This window comes from Flammeovirga sp. AWQ4_249 (assembly GCF_056161045.1).
The window spans coordinates 26,011-43,045 of sequence record NZ_JBSWYJ010000045.1; the positions used below are offsets into that span (position 1 = coordinate 26,011).

Sequence of the window (17,035 nt, forward strand, 5' to 3'; positions counted from 1 at the left end):
GATTAAGACTTTTTTATGAAAAATATATATAGAATTATAGGGTTAACGTTAGCCTTTATAACCTTAGCAGGTTGTAGTGAAGATGAATTTCTTACACAACTAAATCCTAATACCATAACTCCTGCAAGTTTTTGGAAGACGAGTGATGATTTTAATAAGGCAACAATTACTGTTTATGCTGCTTCTCAATTTGGATCAATAAGTGGTCAAAATAGAAGTTATGAAATGGTTATGGGAGATTTGGCAGGGACAGAAAACTGGTATCCACAACACCCTTTTGCAGATTTAGTATTTAATGATGCTTCTCAATACATAAGAGAAAAATGGAATGAATTATATGTAGGTATCTTCAGAGCTAATCAAGTATTGGATAACCTTAATAATGAAAGTTCTGAATTGACAGATGAAGAAAAAAGTCTCATTGAAGGTCAAGTGAGGTTTTTAAGAGCATTCTATTATTTTGAATTGGTAAATTCATACAATGGTGCTGTTGTACATACTACTCTTGTGACTTCACCTGAGGAATTTAACAAACCCATTACAGATCGTTTAGAGGTGTATGAAACTGTGATAAAACCCGATTTAGAATTTGCGAGGGCAACATTACCTAAAAAATGGGAAAATAGCAGTGATATTGGTAGAGTAACTTGGGGAGCGGCAACAGCTTATCTAGGGAAAATGAAGTTGTATGCTAAGGATTTTGCAGGAGCAGCAGCTCTTTTTAAAGAAGTAATTGATAGTAGAGAATATAGTTTAGTAGCAGAGATTTTGGATAATCATTCTGATGAGAATGAATTTAATTCAGAGTCAATTTTTGAAACGACTTATTCTGATGTTTTAAAACCTGGAGCAGGCGGAGCTACTGTCGATGACAACCCTAATGAAACATCTGGAGAAGCTACTTCAATCTGTGTGGCTACAGCACCCTTAAGTGCTGGTGGTTATAATACAGTAATTGCTTCATATTATTTACATGAATTGATGCTAAATGATGAATTAGATCCATTAAATCCTAAGAATACGGGGTTACAACATTCATTAAGAATGAACGCTTCTATTGTACCAAAAGATTATGATGGAGATTACTATATGGAACCTGCAGGCTCAAAAACAGGGTGGGCGTATGGTCAATCAGCTTATGTAAAAAAACATTCTAATTGGTTTCAAGTTGAGTTTGAATCAGCTCAACAAAGATCTGGTATCAACTGGAGACATATGAGATATGCAGATGTTTTATTAATGTATGCTGAGTCAGTATTAGAATCTACAGGAGATGTTGCTACTGCAATTCAATATATAGATATGGTAAGAACCAGAGCAGGCGTGAAAACGATAAGTACTTATTTATTGGAAAATGGAAACACGTTCCCTGCTTTACATCGATCAGAACAAGTACATGGTACTCATCAAATGGTGTCTCCTACTATAGAAAATGTAATGACACATTTAAGAATGGTGGAGCGTCCACTTGAACTATGCTATGAAGGACATAGATGGAAAGATTTAGTGCGTTGGGGTATTGTACAGGAAGTATTGGATACGAACAAAGCGGATGAACAGTGGAGATTGGACAATTTTAGTACAATTGTAGGACAACCACCGTTAAATATTGCAGAAAGAATCAGACCAGATTATCAGGTAGCCGCTTCAACGTATAGCTCAGCAATACATGATTATTTCCCAATTCCAACTGATGAAACACAAATAAACACTGGTTTACCTCAGTAATTACCTAACGCAAACAATGAATTATTATGATTAAAAATAATTATATAGTATTTCTTTTAATTGTAGCTCTAGGTATGAGCTGTAATTTAAATGAATGGGACGCTCCAATGGCTGACCCTTCACATCACGCTGTTTTTACTTCAGAACAAGATTTTGAAAATAGAGTAGAAATAGGTGGAAAGATCTCTTTTGGTGATATATCAAGAGGTGTTTCATCAAGAACTTGGACAATTCCGGAAGGATGGATCTACTCAAATGACATCTGGAAATGATATTATCCATGTTACTTTTAATGAAGTTGGAGAACATGAGGTAGCCTTATCACAAATTTTCAATTCTTCTGCTTATGTTGATGAAGTACAAGTGGGGAATGAGATCGATACAAGTTATACGGTTACTGTTTTAGAGCCTGTGGATATGACAGTATCTGCTCGATTTGTGCTACCTGACGGTACAATTGGAGAGGAGCTAGATTTAACATCTACGAATCAGATGCCAGCAGGTAGAAGCATACGATTTTATTTTAGTGCTGTAGGTGAGCCAGCTAACTTGTATTATACAGCTACTGGAGCTTCACCTGAATCAATTCATTACAATGAAGGTCAAATTGTTGATGGAACTGCAGATGAGACAGATATTCAATACAAAAGACTTGGCCTATATGATGTAGCATTGCAAGCAGGTCGTCAGAGACCAGCAGGCGCTGATACTTTAGTATTTGAAAATTTAATTGAAGTTATTCCTTCTACAGACCCCGTTAATTTAACAGGAGTATATGCTAAAGATGGTAAAGTTGCTATTGATTTCTCTAGAGAGATTGATCCACTTAGTATTAATGTGGATAATTTCTCAGTAAGATTGATGAATAAGGGTTCTGAATGGACTCCTTCAATTGGAAATGCGACAATTGATCCTACTTCAGGAAATATTGTTCTTCTTGAATTAGATGGAGAAAAATTATACAATGATGACCAAGTATGGGTAAGTTATACTCCAGGAACATTAAGATCAGCAGATTTTAAAAATATAGATGCTATTGAAGATAATCCAATGGTATTCCTACCAAGTAGCAACACTTTAGCAACTAGTGGTACTGTGGATTATGGTTTTGAAAATTCAACTGAAGCCAATTGGCCGTATTTATGGTGGGGTGCACCATGGGACGGTTATACATTATCGATGTCTTCGGAAGCGTATAGTGGAACAAAAAGTGCAAAATTAGAAGTGACAACTGGAGCAATCATTGGACATAGAAATGATGTTGGAGAAGATCAAACAGTACCTATGACAAGTGGAGTTACTTATGAAATTGGAGTATACATTAAAGTTGAAAGTGGATTATCTACAATTGATGATAGTGCAGGTGAAGTACCAAATTTAATTGTGTTTACTAAACCAGGTACCAATTGGGCTGCTAGTAGATTTAATTTTAATTCTTATACTCAAGTTGGAGAATGGATTTATGCAAAGCTAGATTTCTATACTCCTCAAGCAGATGGTGATTACACATTCATGATTAGAGCGAATAACCAAGGTAATCCAAGTCCTTTAGTATTCTACATAGATAACTTTGTGGTATCAGAAGTACAATTGAGACCATAAATAAAATGTAAAAGAAAAATAACTTACAAAGGAGGGTGCATTATGTTTTGAGGCATCTATTTCTAACAAAATGCACCCTCTTTAATAGCTAATTACCCCTTATCTTTGATTACAACATTTACCTCTATTAAATACTTGAAATTTTTATGAATATAGAGGTGCTGAACTGAATGATAAAAATGAAACTATATATCTATATTTTGTGCTTATTCTTGGCAATGTCTTCTTGTCAGGAAGAATCGGTAGTGCACGAAAGACAACAAGACTTCAATTTTGATTGGGACTTTGTATTACTGGATTCCGATAATAAATTAACAGAACAAGAGCTCCAAAATGAAAATTGGGAAGCTGTTCGACTTCCTCATGATTGGGTAATTCAAAATCACTATGATTCTGCAAATCATGAGTTCGCTCCTGCAACTGGCTATATTTATGGTGGTGGTATTGGATGGTATAAAAAAGAATTTGATTTAGCTTTAAACCAAGATCAGAAAGCATTTATTTTATTTGATGGAGTTTACAATAACTCTGAAGTTTTTATAAATGGACATAAGCTGGGATTTCATCCTTATGGTTACTCACCTTTCCATTATGACTTAACGAAGTTTATAAATAAAGACGAAAAAAATACATTACTCGTAAAAGTGAACCATTCTAATTATGCTGATAGTAGATGGTATACTGGAGCTGGTATTTACAGAAATGTTGAATTAATAGTCACAGATAAATTGCATATCCCAGTTTGGGGCAATTTTATTAGTACTGAAGAGAGCAGTGAAAAAGAATCATTGGTATCTATTGAAACATATATAAATAATAGTTATCCAAAAGATAAAAACATAGAATTGATCCATGAAATTAAGGATAGAAATGGTAAAATAGTGAATAGAGTTACTTCGACTCAACTGATAAAAGCAAATAGTAAAAAGAAGATAATTCTTAAAGCTAAAATCGAAAAACCAATTTTATGGGATGTGAAAAATCCCTATTTATACTCAGTTGTTACTAAGGTTAACGAAAACAACGAAACTAAGGACGAACTAATTAATAGATTTGGTGTAAGAAGTATTGCTTTTAAGGCAGACTCCGGTTTTTATTTGAATGGACGTAATATGAAAATTAAAGGAGTCTGCTTACACCATGATGCTGGATTAGTAGGTACAGCTGTGCCAAAAGATGTTTGGAGAAGAAGGTTAAAAGTATTGAAAGAAGGTGGTTGTAATGCCATTAGAATAGCACATAATCCAGCTTCAAATGAACTATTGGATCTTTGTGACGAAATGGGTTTCTTGGTACAAGATGAGTTTTTTGATGAGTGGGATTATCCAAAAGATAAGCGTTTTAACCAAAAGGAAAAAACACAGAATGAAGAAACAGAAGGCTATTCAAACTACTTCCATAAATACGCAAAAAGTGACTTAGAGGCAGTGATGCTTTCACATAGAAATCACCCATCTATTTTCCAATGGAGTATTGGAAACGAGATTGAATGGACTTACCCAAGAATTTCAAAAGCAACAGGATTTTTTGGAAATATGAATTGGAAGGGTAATTACTTCTGGTCAAAATCACCTTATTCAAGAGAAGAGATAAAAAATCAATTAGAGACACTTCCAAAGGAAGAAAAAACAATTGACGAAACGGCTAAAAATCTAGTGAAGTGGACAAAAGAACTGGACAGTACAAGACCTGTAATTGCCAATTGTATTCTTCCATCTGCATCACATGAAACAGAATATGGGAAGTCATTGGATATTGTGGGATATAGTTATAGAAGAGTTTTATATGATTATGGACATGAAAATTATCCTGATAAAGTAATCATGGGAACTGAAAACTTGGCTCAGTATCATGAATGGAAAGCAGTAATGGATAGACCTTTTATTGCAGGTACTTTCTTCTGGACAGGAATTAATTATCTAGGTGAAATTAGAGGTCCATGGCCACAAAAAGGGAACAATGCGGGAATGATTGATTTCGCAGGTTTTCCAAAGCCTTCTTATCATATGATTAAAACGTTATGGGATGATACTCCACATACATATATCGCTACGCAAAAACTTTCTAGGTCGATTAATAAAATAGATCAAGAAACAGGTTTAATGGTAGCGAAAAAGCCTGATGCATGGAAAAAAGCACTATGGGAATGGCACGATGTGAATGAACATTGGAATTATGATGAAGGAGAAATGATTAGTGTTGAATTGTATTCTAATTGTGATGAAATTGAGCTATTCTTAAATGGTAAAAGTAAAGGAAAAAGACAGTTAATAGAATTTGAGGACCATATTTATAAATGGGGATTGCCATTTGAAAAAGGAACTTTAACGGCTGTGGGTTACAAAGATGGTCAAAAATTCACTGCAGAAATTACAACAGCTGAGAAGCCGGTAGCGGTACAGTTAACTATCGATAAAACGCAGCTAATCAATAATCAATATGATGTAGCACACGTTGAAGCACAGTTGATTGATAAAAATGGAAATCCTGTCAAGCATATTGAAAAGGTAATAGAATTTGAAATTCCTTCTTATCTAAGAATGTTGGGAGTGGATAATGGATCTAATAAAAATATTCAACCTCATATTTCACGAAAAATAGAAACAGATAAAGGTCGTGCTTTATTGGTACTACAATCGACTACTGAAAGTGGAAAAGTAGATATCAAAGCAAAAGTTGATGGTCTACAAGAAGATGTCGTTCAACTGACAATTGGTATTGAAAAGAATGAAAATGAAGAGGTATTAGCAGAATTAAACTAAAAAAGACATGAAAGCAGCATATTATGAATCGAAAGGGAAAATTTCTGTAGGACAAGGAAAACAGATTAAACCCAGGAAAGGAGAAGTAAGACTTGATGTCGCTTATTGTGGTGTTTGTGGAACTGACGTACACATTTTTCATGGTGTTATGGATCAAAGGGTAAGCCCTCCACAAACAGTAGGTCATGAAGCTTCGGCTGTGGTAGCTGAAATAGGTGAAGGTGTAGAAAATGTAAAAGTCGGAGATAAAGTAGCTGTAAGACCATTAAATTTTGGGGATGCACATCCATTTGATAAAGGATTTAAACATGTTGGTAAAAATCTAAAATTTATAGGAATTGATTCAAGTGGAGCTTTTCAAAATTCATGGACTGTTCCCGCTTATACTCTTCATAAGTTGCCGGAAAAACTTAGTTTAATGCATGGTGCTTTTATTGAACCTCTAGCTGTTGCTTGCCATGATGTGAAAATTGGTAGAGTTGAAAAAGGAGAGAATTGTTTAGTAATTGGTGGAGGACCAATTGGTACTTTAATCGCTTATGTGTTAAAAGAAAAAGGGGCTAATGTATTTATCTCTGAAGTCAATACAACTCGCCTTTCAATGTTAAATGACTTAGGGTTTCAAACTATCAATCCAGCCAAAGAAGATTTAATAGAGCGTATTTCTGATTTGACAAATGAGAAGATGATTGATTGTGCATTTGAAGTTTCAGGCTCTGCACCAGGTGTGCAAACTATGACTGAAGTGGTGAATGTAAGAGGAAGAATTGTAATGGTTGCTATCCATGGTGGAGAACAAAAGAAAGTAGATTTATTCAAATTTTTCTGGTCTGAAATTGAGTTGTTAGGCGCTAGATTATATGAAGAAGCAGATTATGAAGAAGCAATAAGAATCGCAGATTCAGGGTTTGTTCCTTTTGAAAAACTAATTACAAAAGTGGATTCTTTAGACAACATACAATCTGTATTTGATGAAATAGATCAAAATCCTGAAGGGATGAAATATTTAATCAAATGTAACGACAACTAATCTAATTCATATAACAAACGAAATTAAAAAAATAAGCTCATGGGTATTTTAAATAAATTCCAATTAAACGATAAAGTTGCTTTAGTGACAGGTTGTAAAAGAGGTATTGGTAAAGCAATGGCAATTGGTTTGGCAGAAGCAGGAGCAGATATTATTGGTGTTTCTGCCTCATTGGAACTAGAGGGTAGTGAAGTACAAAAGGAAGTAGAGAAAAGAGGAAGAAAGTTTAAGGCATATCAATGTGATTTTTCCGATCGAAAATCTCTATACAACTTTATTTTAACTGTAAAAGGTAATCATCCAAAAGTTGATATTTTAGTCAATAATGCTGGTACAATCTTGAGGACTCCAGCCGCTGATCATCCTGATGAAATGTGGGATAAAGTGGTCGAAGTAAACCAAAATGCACAGTTTATTTTAACGAGAGAATTTGGCAAAGAAATGTTGACAAGAGGCCATGGTAAAGTGATTTTTACAGCATCATTACTAACATTCCAAGGAGGTATAACAGTACCAGGTTATGCTGCAAGTAAAGGAGCAATTGGTCAATTAACAATGGCTTTTGCCAACGAATGGGCAAGTAGAGGGGTGAATGTAAACGCTATAGCACCTGGATATATCAGTACTGACAATACTGAAGCATTGAGAAATGATCCTGAAAGATCGGAATCTATTTTATCAAGAATACCTGCAGCAAGATGGGGTAACCCTGAAGATTTCGCTGGACCAGTAGTATTCTTAGCATCTGAAGCTGCAGCATATATGCATGGAAGTGTAATGCTTGTGGATGGTGGATGGATGGGTAGATAATCTCATTTTTTTTCATAACCATAAAAACAATAACTATGAATACACTTACAAAAACAGAAGTAAAAGAATATAAATTATTTATTGGTGGGGAATGGATTGAAGCATCTTCTAAGATGAGTGAAGATGTCATTAGCCCTATTAATGAAGAGGTAGTTGGAAAAGTTCAAATGGGTGATGAGCATGAAGCAAATTTAGCTTTAGAAGCAGCAGAAAAAGCCCAAAAAGCTTGGAAAAAAGTACCTGCAATTGAAAGAGCTAATTTATTACGCAAATTTGCAGCTGAAATTAGAGCCAATAAGGCGTACTTATCCAACTTATTGACAAGAGAACAAGGTAAACTATTATCCGTTGCAGAAATGGAAGTAGAAGTTACAGCTACTTTTATTGAATATGCATGTGATTGGGCAAGACATATTGAAGGAGATATTATTCCTTCTAACAATCCAAAGGAACAAATTTGGATTCAAAAAATTCCTCGTGGAGTGATTGTGGCGATAACAGCATGGAACTTCCCGTTAGCACTTGCAGGTAGAAAAATTGGACCAGCTTTAGTGGCGGGAAATGCCATTGTTGTCAAGCCAACACAAGAAACACCTTTAGCCACTTTAGAATTAGGATTTATTGCTGAGAAAGTAGGTATCCCATCAGGTTTAATAAATATTGTTACGGGTAAAGGTAGAGTATTAGGAAATGCCCTAGTAGCAAGCCCTATTACGAAAATGGTAACGATGACAGGTTCTACGCCAGCAGGTCAACAAATTTTTAAAACAGCAGCTGATCACCTCGCTCACGTGCAATTAGAATTAGGGGGAAAAGCACCGGCAATAGTTTTTGAAGATGCTGATATTGACCAAGCGGTAGAAGCCTGTTTCCATTCACGTTTTGATAATTGTGGTCAAGTATGTACTTGTAATGAGAGAATGTATGTTCACGAATCTATCTATGATGTTTTCATGGAAAAATTCATGGAAAAAGTGAAAAATATAAAAGTGGGCAATCCATTAGATACTGCCTCCACGATGGGACCAAAAGTGAACGCATCTGAGGTGAAAAATATGGAACATTTGGTGGCAAAATCGATTGAAGAAGGTGCTACAATCGCTTTTGGTGGAAATAAACCAAAAGGGAAAGAGTTTGAAAAAGGATTCTGGTTTGAACCTACAATCATTACTGATGTTTCTCAAGATATGACAATAGTACATGAAGAATCTTTCGGTCCTATCTTACCTGTCCTGAAATTCAATGACTTTGACCAAGTTGTTGAATATGCCAATGATTGTGAATTTGGCTTGGCTGCAATGGTATTTACTCAAAACATGAATACGATTATGAAGCTGAATGATGAATTAGAATTTGGTGAAATTTATGTCAATAGAGGGCATGGTGAACAACATCAAGGATTCCATAATGGGTATAAGTTAAGTGGTACTGGTGGAGAAGACGGAAAGTATGGTTTTGAACAGTACATGGAAAAGAAGACTTTTTATGTGAAATATTAATAATTGACTACTTACAGCAGACATGAAAACGAAAATAATTAATGTTGAAAATAGGTTATTTGAGGTACCTCTTCCAGAGGTGCTCTCAGATGCCAAACATGGAGATCATACACATTTCGAATTGGTCACCTCTACAATTACCCTTGAAAATGGACAATCTGGAACAGGATATACCTACACTGGAGGCAAAGGCGGTAGAGGAATAAAAGCTATGCTGGATTATGATCTTGGTCCTGCATTAATTGGAAAAGACGGAACTCAAATTGATGAGATCTATGATTTTATGGAGTGGCACATTCATTATGTAGGAAGAGGTGGAGTTGCTTCATTTGCAATCTCTGCAATAGATATTGCCCTTTGGGATATCAAAGGTAAAAGAACCAATCAGCCTTTATGGAAAATGGCAGGGGGACATAATAATACATGTAAAGCCTATTGTGGAGGAATAGACTTAATGTTCCCTATCGAAAAGTTATTAAACAACATGCAGTCCTATATGGACAGAGGTTTTAATGCTGTTAAAATTAAGATTGGAAGAGAAAATTTAGACGAAGATATAGAAAGAATCAAAGCAGTCAGAGAATACATTGGGGAAGATATTACTTTCATGGTAGATGCTAATTATTCTATGTCTGTTGAAAAAGCGATAGAAGCTGCTAATCGTTTTAAAAAATACAATATCTTATGGTTTGAAGAACCTACTATTCCAGATAATTATAAAGGATACGCTGAAATTACAGAAGCAACGGGAGTAGCTGTAGCAATGGGAGAAAATCTGCATACAATTCATGAATTTGAGTATGCAATGGAGCAATCAAAATTATCTTTTGTTCAACCTGATGCATCAAATTGTGGAGGGGTAACAGGATGGTTAAGGGCAGCACAATTAGCAAAAGAAAATAATATTCCAGTGTGTTCTCACGGTATGCAAGAGTTACATGTGAGTTTAGTTTCATCACAAGAAAATAGCGGTTGGTTAGAAGTACATAGTTTCCCAATTGATGAATATACTACACGTCCTTTGGTGGTTAAAAACTATCGAGCAGTTGCATCAGATGAAGTAGGTGTTGGAGTTACATTTGATTGGAATAAGCTCTCTAGTTTTGAAGTTAAAAATACATCTGAAGTACTAAAGCAAGTATAAATTAGCTTCAGTTTATAATGAAATGAATGAACCAAAAGTACAAGCAATATGATTAAAGAAAAACTATTCGGGGTATATAAAGGATATAAAATAACTCAATTCGAATTGACCAATAAAAATGCAATGAGTGTGAAAATTATGACACTTGGGGCAACTATTACTTCAATTCAAGTTCCTGATAAAGAAGGTCAATTGAAAGAAGTAGCCTGTGGATTTGATCAATTGGATGGATATTTATCTGAAGAATATAAAGCGAATGCTCCTTATTTTGGTTGTACTGTTGGTCGTTTTGCTTCACGTATCAAAGATGGAAAATTCAGTATAGATGGAAAAGATTATTCATTAGCAACTAATGATGGATCAAATCATTTACATGGAGGATTGGAAGGACTTGACAAACGTATCTGGACTTGTGTAAACCAAGTAAAATCAGAAGTTGGTGATTCGATTACGTTCCAAAGTAAAAGTAAACATATGGAAGAAGGTTTTCCTGGTAATATAGTTGTGAATGTTACTTTTACGCTCTCTTACGACAATGCATTGGAAATAAATTACCATGCAACAACAGATCTTAAAACACCCTTATCATTTACGAATCATACTTATTTTAATCTATCTGGTTTTAAAGACACGATCGAACAGCATTATGCTCAAATTAATGCATTAGAATATTTAAAATCAGACGAAACTAACGTACCTGTTGGTGAGGTAGTAGCCGTAAACGAAAGTGTTTTAGACTTTACTAAATCAAAATTGCTTTCAGAAGCATTTCAACAATTAGAAACGGGGTGTGAGCATTATTTCTTATTTGATACATCTACTTCATTAAGGGAAGTTGCTTCATTCCAACACAAACAATCAGGCTTAGGACTAACCATCAAAACTACAGAGCCGGGTATGTTATTTTATACAGGATATTTTACAGCTGATAATCTCAAAAGAGAATCAGGAGATCAATTTGGAAGGTTCAAAGCTTTCTGTTGTGAAACACATAGATATCCAAACGGACCTAATATTGATGGAGCACCTGATGTTTTTACAACACCAGAAAAGCCATTTGAAAGTACAACAGTATTTAAATTTACAAACATGTAGTACACCTTATTAAAGTGTTCTACTTTAAACACAACACATTATGTTAGAAGGAATTTTATGGTCTGTATTTGCAGGTCTAATGCTTGGATTATACGCCTTGCCAGAGAAGTTTACAAAAGAGTTTGAATTTGAAAATACATGGGGATTATTCTTCATTATTAATACATTTATTATCCCCAATATTGCAGCCTTTTTATTGGTAGATAACTTTGTAGATATTGTACAGAGTATACCAATAAATGTAATTTTAGGAATGGGTATTGCAAGTTTCCTTTGGGGAATAGGCGTAATGATGTGGGGTAAAGCAATCAATTATATCGGTCTTTCTCTTGGTTTCTCTCTGTTTATTGGTACAATTATTTTGATTGGCTCATTAATTCCTTTTATGATTGATGGTTTACCTGATTTACAAGTTTTCGGAACCATAATGTTAGGAATCATTATCGTACTCATCGGAGTAATGAGTAATGGTCGTGCAGGTATTTTGAAACAAAAAGAGTCGGATAAAAATTCAGATGTTCAAAGTGATAATATGATTACAGGTATTGCGATAGCAGTAGTAGGTGGCTTATTAGCTACGGGTTTTAATTATGCAAACACTGTTGGCGGAGGGATCATTAGAGATGCTGTAGTTGCTAGTGGTAATGCAGAATGGGTAAGTTCAATAGTTGTAATGTACATTATTTATGTCTTTGGTGGATTATCTATTGCTAGCTATTTTATTTATCAATTATCTGCTAAAAAACTTTGGAGTAATTTTGTCACTCCACAATTACCAAGAAATACACTATTAACTACAATTATGGGTATTTTTAACTTTGCAGCCTCTGCATTATTTGCTTTTGCAGCCTTTAAACTGGGGCAAAATGGAGGAACAGTAGGTTATGCAATTTTCAATACTGTATCAGTTGGTGTAGCTATCGTTGGTGGTTTAATTACAAAAGAATGGATTGAGGCACCTCCACAAGCAAAGAAATCGCTTTATGTAGGTTTATCATGTATGGTCGTAGGAATCAGTGTGATTGCTTTAGGAAACAGTTTGATCTAAACCAATTTTTTTAATAGTAGTATGTAGATATATTTATGGTATCCTTTACTACTTATTTACAGAACGATTTTTTTAATAACTATTGAAATGAATTTAATAAAGAAATTATCAGGAGCTACATTATTAGGAATAATGATGTTGAGTTCATGTTCAAAGACAACAGGACCACTTACTGAAGTTAAAGAGAATACAAATGAAATCAGTCAAGAAAAATTAGATTTCTTAGGGATTACGGATCCTGAACATCTAAGTGCTGCATCAAAAAGAGCATTGGCTTGGCCAGATTCATTAAATAATAATTGGTTTGGGCAATTTACTGTTCATGATTTAAAAGGAGATTTAGCATATGAAGAAGGAGTAGTAAGAAGAGACCCTTCAGCATTATTGTTTATAGAAGGAAAATATTATGTCTATTATTCAAAATCTGTAGGAGAGACACAAGGATTTGGTGGAGATATTGAAAATGAAAAAGTATTCCCTTGGGATCGTTGTGATATTTGGTATGCTACTTCTGAAGATGGTTGGACTTGGAAAGAAGAAGGGCCAGCAGTCTTGAGAGGAGAGAAAGGGAAATTTGATGATCGATCAGTTTTTACACCTGAAGTAATGGAACATGAAGGCAAGTATTATTTATGCTATCAAACAATAAAATCACCATATAATGTAAGAACTAAAAATCAAGTAGGATTAGCTTATGCAGATTCTCCAAATGGACCTTGGACAAAATTAGAGGAACCAATTTTAAGCCCTGCAAATAATGGTGTTTGGAAGGGAACAGAGCAAAATCGTTTTTTGGTTGAGAAAAAAGGAGACTTTGATAGTCATAAAGTGCATGACCCTTGTATAATTCCTTATAATGGAAAGTTTTATTTGTATTACAAAGGGGAGCAAATGGGTGAAGAAATTACTTTTGGAGGACGTCAAATTCGTCATGGTGTTGCCATTGCAGATAATCCACTTGGCCCTTATGTGAAGTCACCTTACAACCCAATTTCAAATTCAGGTCATGAAATATGTGTATTCAAACACAAAGATGGTATTATCTCATTAATCACAACCGATGGACCTGAGAAAGGAACGGTTCAATATGCTAATGATGGAATTAATTTTAATATTCAAGCAGTTATTCCCGGTGCTCCTCATGCGATGGGATTGAATAGAAGTCTCAATAGTGATGAACCTTTTGCAATTTTTGAATGGGGTCTTACTCACAAATATAAATCCTATAACTATCAACATATTCAACGTTTTGCAGGAAAGCGAAAAACATCTCACTCTGCAAAAAATGAAAGGACGTCAAAAAAGACAAAATCAACACGATAAGTTTTAGTTAGATAGCTCTATCCGATAGGGCTATCTTTCCTTATTTTTTAAACTTACATACATATATTCAACATGAAAAAAATTATCTGTTTTGGAGAGTTATTAATTCGTTTATCCTCTCCTGGTAACCAAAGATTACAACAAACTCGATCACTAAATATAGATTTTGGAGGTGCAGAAGCTAATGTTGCAGTTTCTTTAGCTCAATTTGGAGATCACGTAAACTATGTAACTAGAGTCCCTCAAAATGATATGACTACAGCTGCAATCAGGCATCTAAATAGTTTTGGTGTAGAAACGAAAGATACTTGTTATGGTGGTGATAGAATTGGATTATATTTCTTTGAAAATGGCTCTTGTGGCAGAGCTAGTAAAGTAGTATATGACAGAGCACATTCCTCTATGGCAACTTTAAGAAGAGGGATAATTGATTGGGAAACAATATTTAAAGATGCCGATTGGTTTCATTGGTCAGGTATTACACCTGCATTATCCGAAGGAGCAAAAGAAGCACTATTAGAGGGACTTGAAATGGCTTCTCAAAAAGGGTTATTGATCTCTATGGATTATAACTTTAGAGGTAATCTTTGGAAATGGGGGCAAACCGCTGAAGAAACTATGCCTGAATTAATGGAATTTAACCATGTAATGTCAGGTACACATCCAGATGTAGATGTTTTAAATGAAGAAATAGACGATTACTTATTTAAAATAGAAGGGGATAAAATAATGGAGCGATATCCACTTTGTAAGGTGGTAGTATTTACTTCAAGAGGTTCTATTTCTTCTAATCATAATACTTGGAGTGGAGCACTTTATGATGGAAAAAAAGTTTACAGAAGTAAAGAATATGATCTAACGCATATCGTTGACCGAGTAGGGGGTGGTGACTCTTTTATGGCGGCATTAATCTATGGTCTTAGAAATTTTGAATCTCTTCAAGAAACTATAGATTTTGCTATTGCAGCATCAGCTATTAAGCATACAATCGAAGGAGATCAAAATATCTGTTCTGTAGAAGAAGTAAAACATTATATTGAATCTAATGGTTCTGGAAAAATATTAAGATAATGAAGTTCTCAAGAATTGAAGTAGCATTAAAGATGAAAGAAACGGGTGTTGTACCCGTTTTTTATCATCAAAATATTGAGGTAGCAATTAACGTATTAAAAGCATGCTATGAAGGTGGAATCCGAGTTTTTGAGTTTACTAATCGTGGAGATAATGCTCATGAAATCTTCAGTAAATTAGTAAGCTACAGAGATCAATTTTTACCAGAGTTAGCAATTGGTATTGGTTCATTAGAAGAAGCACCAACGACTGCTTTATATATTCAGATAGGTGCTGATTTTATTGTTTCTCCTGTTGTGAATCCAGAAATGGCAAAATTATGTAACAGAAGAAAAGTAGCTTGGAGTCCAGGTTGTGGCTCTATATCAGAGATCTCATACGCCGAAGAACTAGGTGCTGAAATTGTTAAAGTTTTTCCGGCTGTTCAAGTTGGCGGGCCTGGTTTTATCAAAGCAGTCAAAGCACCTAAACCATGGACTAACATTATGCCTACAGGAGGTGTTCAACCAACTTATGAAAATTTAAAAGAATGGTTTTCAGCTGGTGCGTACTGTGTTGGTATTGGGAATCAATTATTTATTCAATCCGATGAAGGTGCTTATGATTATACTTTGATTCAAGAAAAAACGAGATTTGTAATTGATCAAATTCAAGCTATCAGAATTCAAAATAACACTATTCCCAAAGTATCTGTTTAAGAACTCTCTCTAATGATAAGCTCAGTATCAATCATTAAATGGTGGTGTTGCTCTTCCTTTGAATAATTAAGAAAAAGATCAAATGCTTTCTTTCCCATTTCAAAGGAAGATTGCTTAATGGTGGATAATTTTGGTGTAGTGTATTTCGATATAGGTTCATCAGCATATCCTATAATAGCAATATCTTGAGGTACTTTTAACCCAAGAGATTGAACAATCTCTAAAGCTCTGAAAGCAAGGTAATCACTTGAGGCAAAAATCGCAGTAGGAATTTCTTTTTTACGCAAAATTTCCTCTAGTGGAATTTTTGGTTCTTGATCACTTATTATATGGCTTTTTTCTATAGTAAGTTGATTTCTTTTAAATGCTTCTATGTAGCCCATATATCGATTAAATGTAGTAGAAATACCTTCTTCCCCTTTTAAATGAATGATTCGTTGATGCCCATTATTAATTAAATAATTTACAGCTTTAAAAGCCCCTGAAAAATCATCTGTGATAACTGCTGATGTATCTATATCTTCACAGATTCTATCCAAAAGAATGATTGGAATTCCTTGATCTCTAATTTCATTTAAATAAGAATAATCCTCCATATCCTGCGATAATGCAATTAAAATTCCATCAACTTGAGCAGAAGCCATAGCAAAGCAAGTTTCTTTCTCTTTTTCATAGTTTCTACCTGAAGTATTTATCAACATTTTGTAACCATGTTCTCGAGTCGCTTCTTCTACCCCGTGTAACATCATAGAAAAGAAATTATGATTGAATTCTGGGACGATAACGCCAATTGTTTTTGAGCTTTTTTTCTGTAGATTTCTTGCCAATTGATTGGGACGATAATTATATTTTTTTGCTAATTCTACCACTTTTTTTCGGGTCTTTTCTGAAATTCTTTCCCCCCCATTAAGAGCTCTTGAAATTGTTGTTGGAGAAACGTTCAACATTTTTGCTAAATCCTTAATCGTTACATTGCCTTTATCACTCATCATACCTAAAAAATCTTATTAAAAAATTCTTTTGCTAATTTAAATAAATCTTTGAAAAAGTAATTGCGCAAACGTTAAACTTTTTTCATTTGTCCTTTGATTATACATTTGTAAACAATAGTGTCCTAAACGTTTTCATTTTCTGAAAAAATGCACGTTTAAGCTATTATTATTGTATAAAATCATTCAATATTAAAATAAATCCCCCTGCACATATATTGAGCTAGGTTTCGGTG

At 34.4% G+C, this 17,035-nt stretch carries 14 protein-coding genes; 13 read left to right on the forward strand and 1 reads right to left on the reverse strand.

The features are described from left to right. The first annotated feature begins 15 nt into the window (after positions 1–15). From ACXAHM_RS21935 to ACXAHM_RS21995, 13 genes are all read left to right on the forward strand, one after another. A complete protein-coding gene (locus ACXAHM_RS21935) occupies positions 16–1,728 on the forward strand; it encodes a RagB/SusD family nutrient uptake outer membrane protein (protein WP_474964923.1) in 1,713 nt (570 codons plus the stop codon). A gap of 74 nt (positions 1,729–1,802) precedes the next feature. Beyond that, positions 1,803–2,000 (forward strand): hypothetical protein, encoded by a 198-nt coding sequence (locus ACXAHM_RS21940; protein ID WP_474964927.1) that lies wholly within the window; start codon positions 1,803–1,805, stop codon positions 1,998–2,000. Then, positions 1,984–3,330 carry a hypothetical protein gene (locus tag ACXAHM_RS21945; protein ID WP_474964931.1) on the forward strand — a complete coding sequence of 449 codons (1,347 nt, stop codon included), beginning with the start codon at positions 1,984–1,986 and terminating at the stop codon, positions 3,328–3,330. The genes ACXAHM_RS21940 and ACXAHM_RS21945 overlap by 17 nt, the downstream gene beginning before the upstream one ends. Positions 3,331–3,509: 179 nt before the next feature. After that, positions 3,510–6,092: a glycoside hydrolase family 2 TIM barrel-domain containing protein gene (locus ACXAHM_RS21950; protein ID WP_474964935.1), complete on the forward strand. Its 2,583-nt coding sequence runs from the start codon at positions 3,510–3,512 to the stop codon at positions 6,090–6,092. A gap of 7 nt (positions 6,093–6,099) precedes the next feature. Continuing rightward, positions 6,100–7,122 (forward strand): zinc-dependent alcohol dehydrogenase, encoded by a 1,023-nt coding sequence (locus ACXAHM_RS21955; protein WP_474964940.1) that lies wholly within the window; start codon positions 6,100–6,102, stop codon positions 7,120–7,122. A gap of 45 nt (positions 7,123–7,167) precedes the next feature. Then, positions 7,168–7,932 carry an SDR family NAD(P)-dependent oxidoreductase gene (locus ACXAHM_RS21960; protein WP_474964967.1) on the forward strand — a complete coding sequence of 255 codons (765 nt, stop codon included), beginning with the start codon at positions 7,168–7,170 and terminating at the stop codon, positions 7,930–7,932. Positions 7,933–7,967: 35 nt separating this feature from the next. Further along, entirely contained in the window at positions 7,968–9,431 is a 1,464-nt protein-coding gene (gene aldA, locus ACXAHM_RS21965; RefSeq protein ID WP_474964942.1) for an aldehyde dehydrogenase, read from the forward strand. Positions 9,432–9,453: 22 nt separating this feature from the next. Next, the gene (locus ACXAHM_RS21970; RefSeq protein ID WP_474964944.1) at positions 9,454–10,575 is read left to right on the forward strand and encodes a mandelate racemase/muconate lactonizing enzyme family protein; all 1,122 of its coding nucleotides are present in this window, start codon (positions 9,454–9,456) and stop codon (positions 10,573–10,575) included. A 48-nt stretch (positions 10,576–10,623) separates the two neighbouring features. Next, positions 10,624–11,670, forward strand: a complete 1,047-nt coding sequence (locus tag ACXAHM_RS21975) for an aldose epimerase family protein (RefSeq protein ID WP_474964946.1) — start codon at positions 10,624–10,626, stop codon at positions 11,668–11,670. 40 nt (positions 11,671–11,710) lie between these two features. Next, complete coding sequence (locus ACXAHM_RS21980) at positions 11,711–12,718, forward strand: L-rhamnose/proton symporter RhaT (RefSeq protein ID WP_474964950.1); 1,008 nt, start codon at positions 11,711–11,713, stop codon at positions 12,716–12,718. 87 nt (positions 12,719–12,805) lie between these two features. Beyond that, positions 12,806–14,041 (forward strand): glycoside hydrolase family 117 protein, encoded by a 1,236-nt coding sequence (locus ACXAHM_RS21985; RefSeq protein WP_474964955.1) that lies wholly within the window; start codon positions 12,806–12,808, stop codon positions 14,039–14,041. 72 nt (positions 14,042–14,113) lie between these two features. Beyond that, positions 14,114–15,112, forward strand: a complete 999-nt coding sequence (locus tag ACXAHM_RS21990) for a PfkB family carbohydrate kinase (protein WP_474964957.1) — start codon at positions 14,114–14,116, stop codon at positions 15,110–15,112. Beyond that, positions 15,112–15,810 (forward strand): bifunctional 4-hydroxy-2-oxoglutarate aldolase/2-dehydro-3-deoxy-phosphogluconate aldolase, encoded by a 699-nt coding sequence (locus tag ACXAHM_RS21995; protein ID WP_474964960.1) that lies wholly within the window; start codon positions 15,112–15,114, stop codon positions 15,808–15,810. The genes ACXAHM_RS21990 and ACXAHM_RS21995 overlap by 1 nt, the downstream gene beginning before the upstream one ends. Here the strand turns inward: ACXAHM_RS21995 and ACXAHM_RS22000 are convergent. Further along, positions 15,807–16,802 carry a LacI family DNA-binding transcriptional regulator gene (locus tag ACXAHM_RS22000; protein ID WP_474964963.1) on the reverse strand — a complete coding sequence of 332 codons (996 nt, stop codon included), beginning with the start codon at positions 16,800–16,802 and terminating at the stop codon, positions 15,807–15,809. The genes ACXAHM_RS21995 and ACXAHM_RS22000 overlap by 4 nt on opposite strands. Positions 16,803–17,035 lie beyond the last annotated feature (233 nt).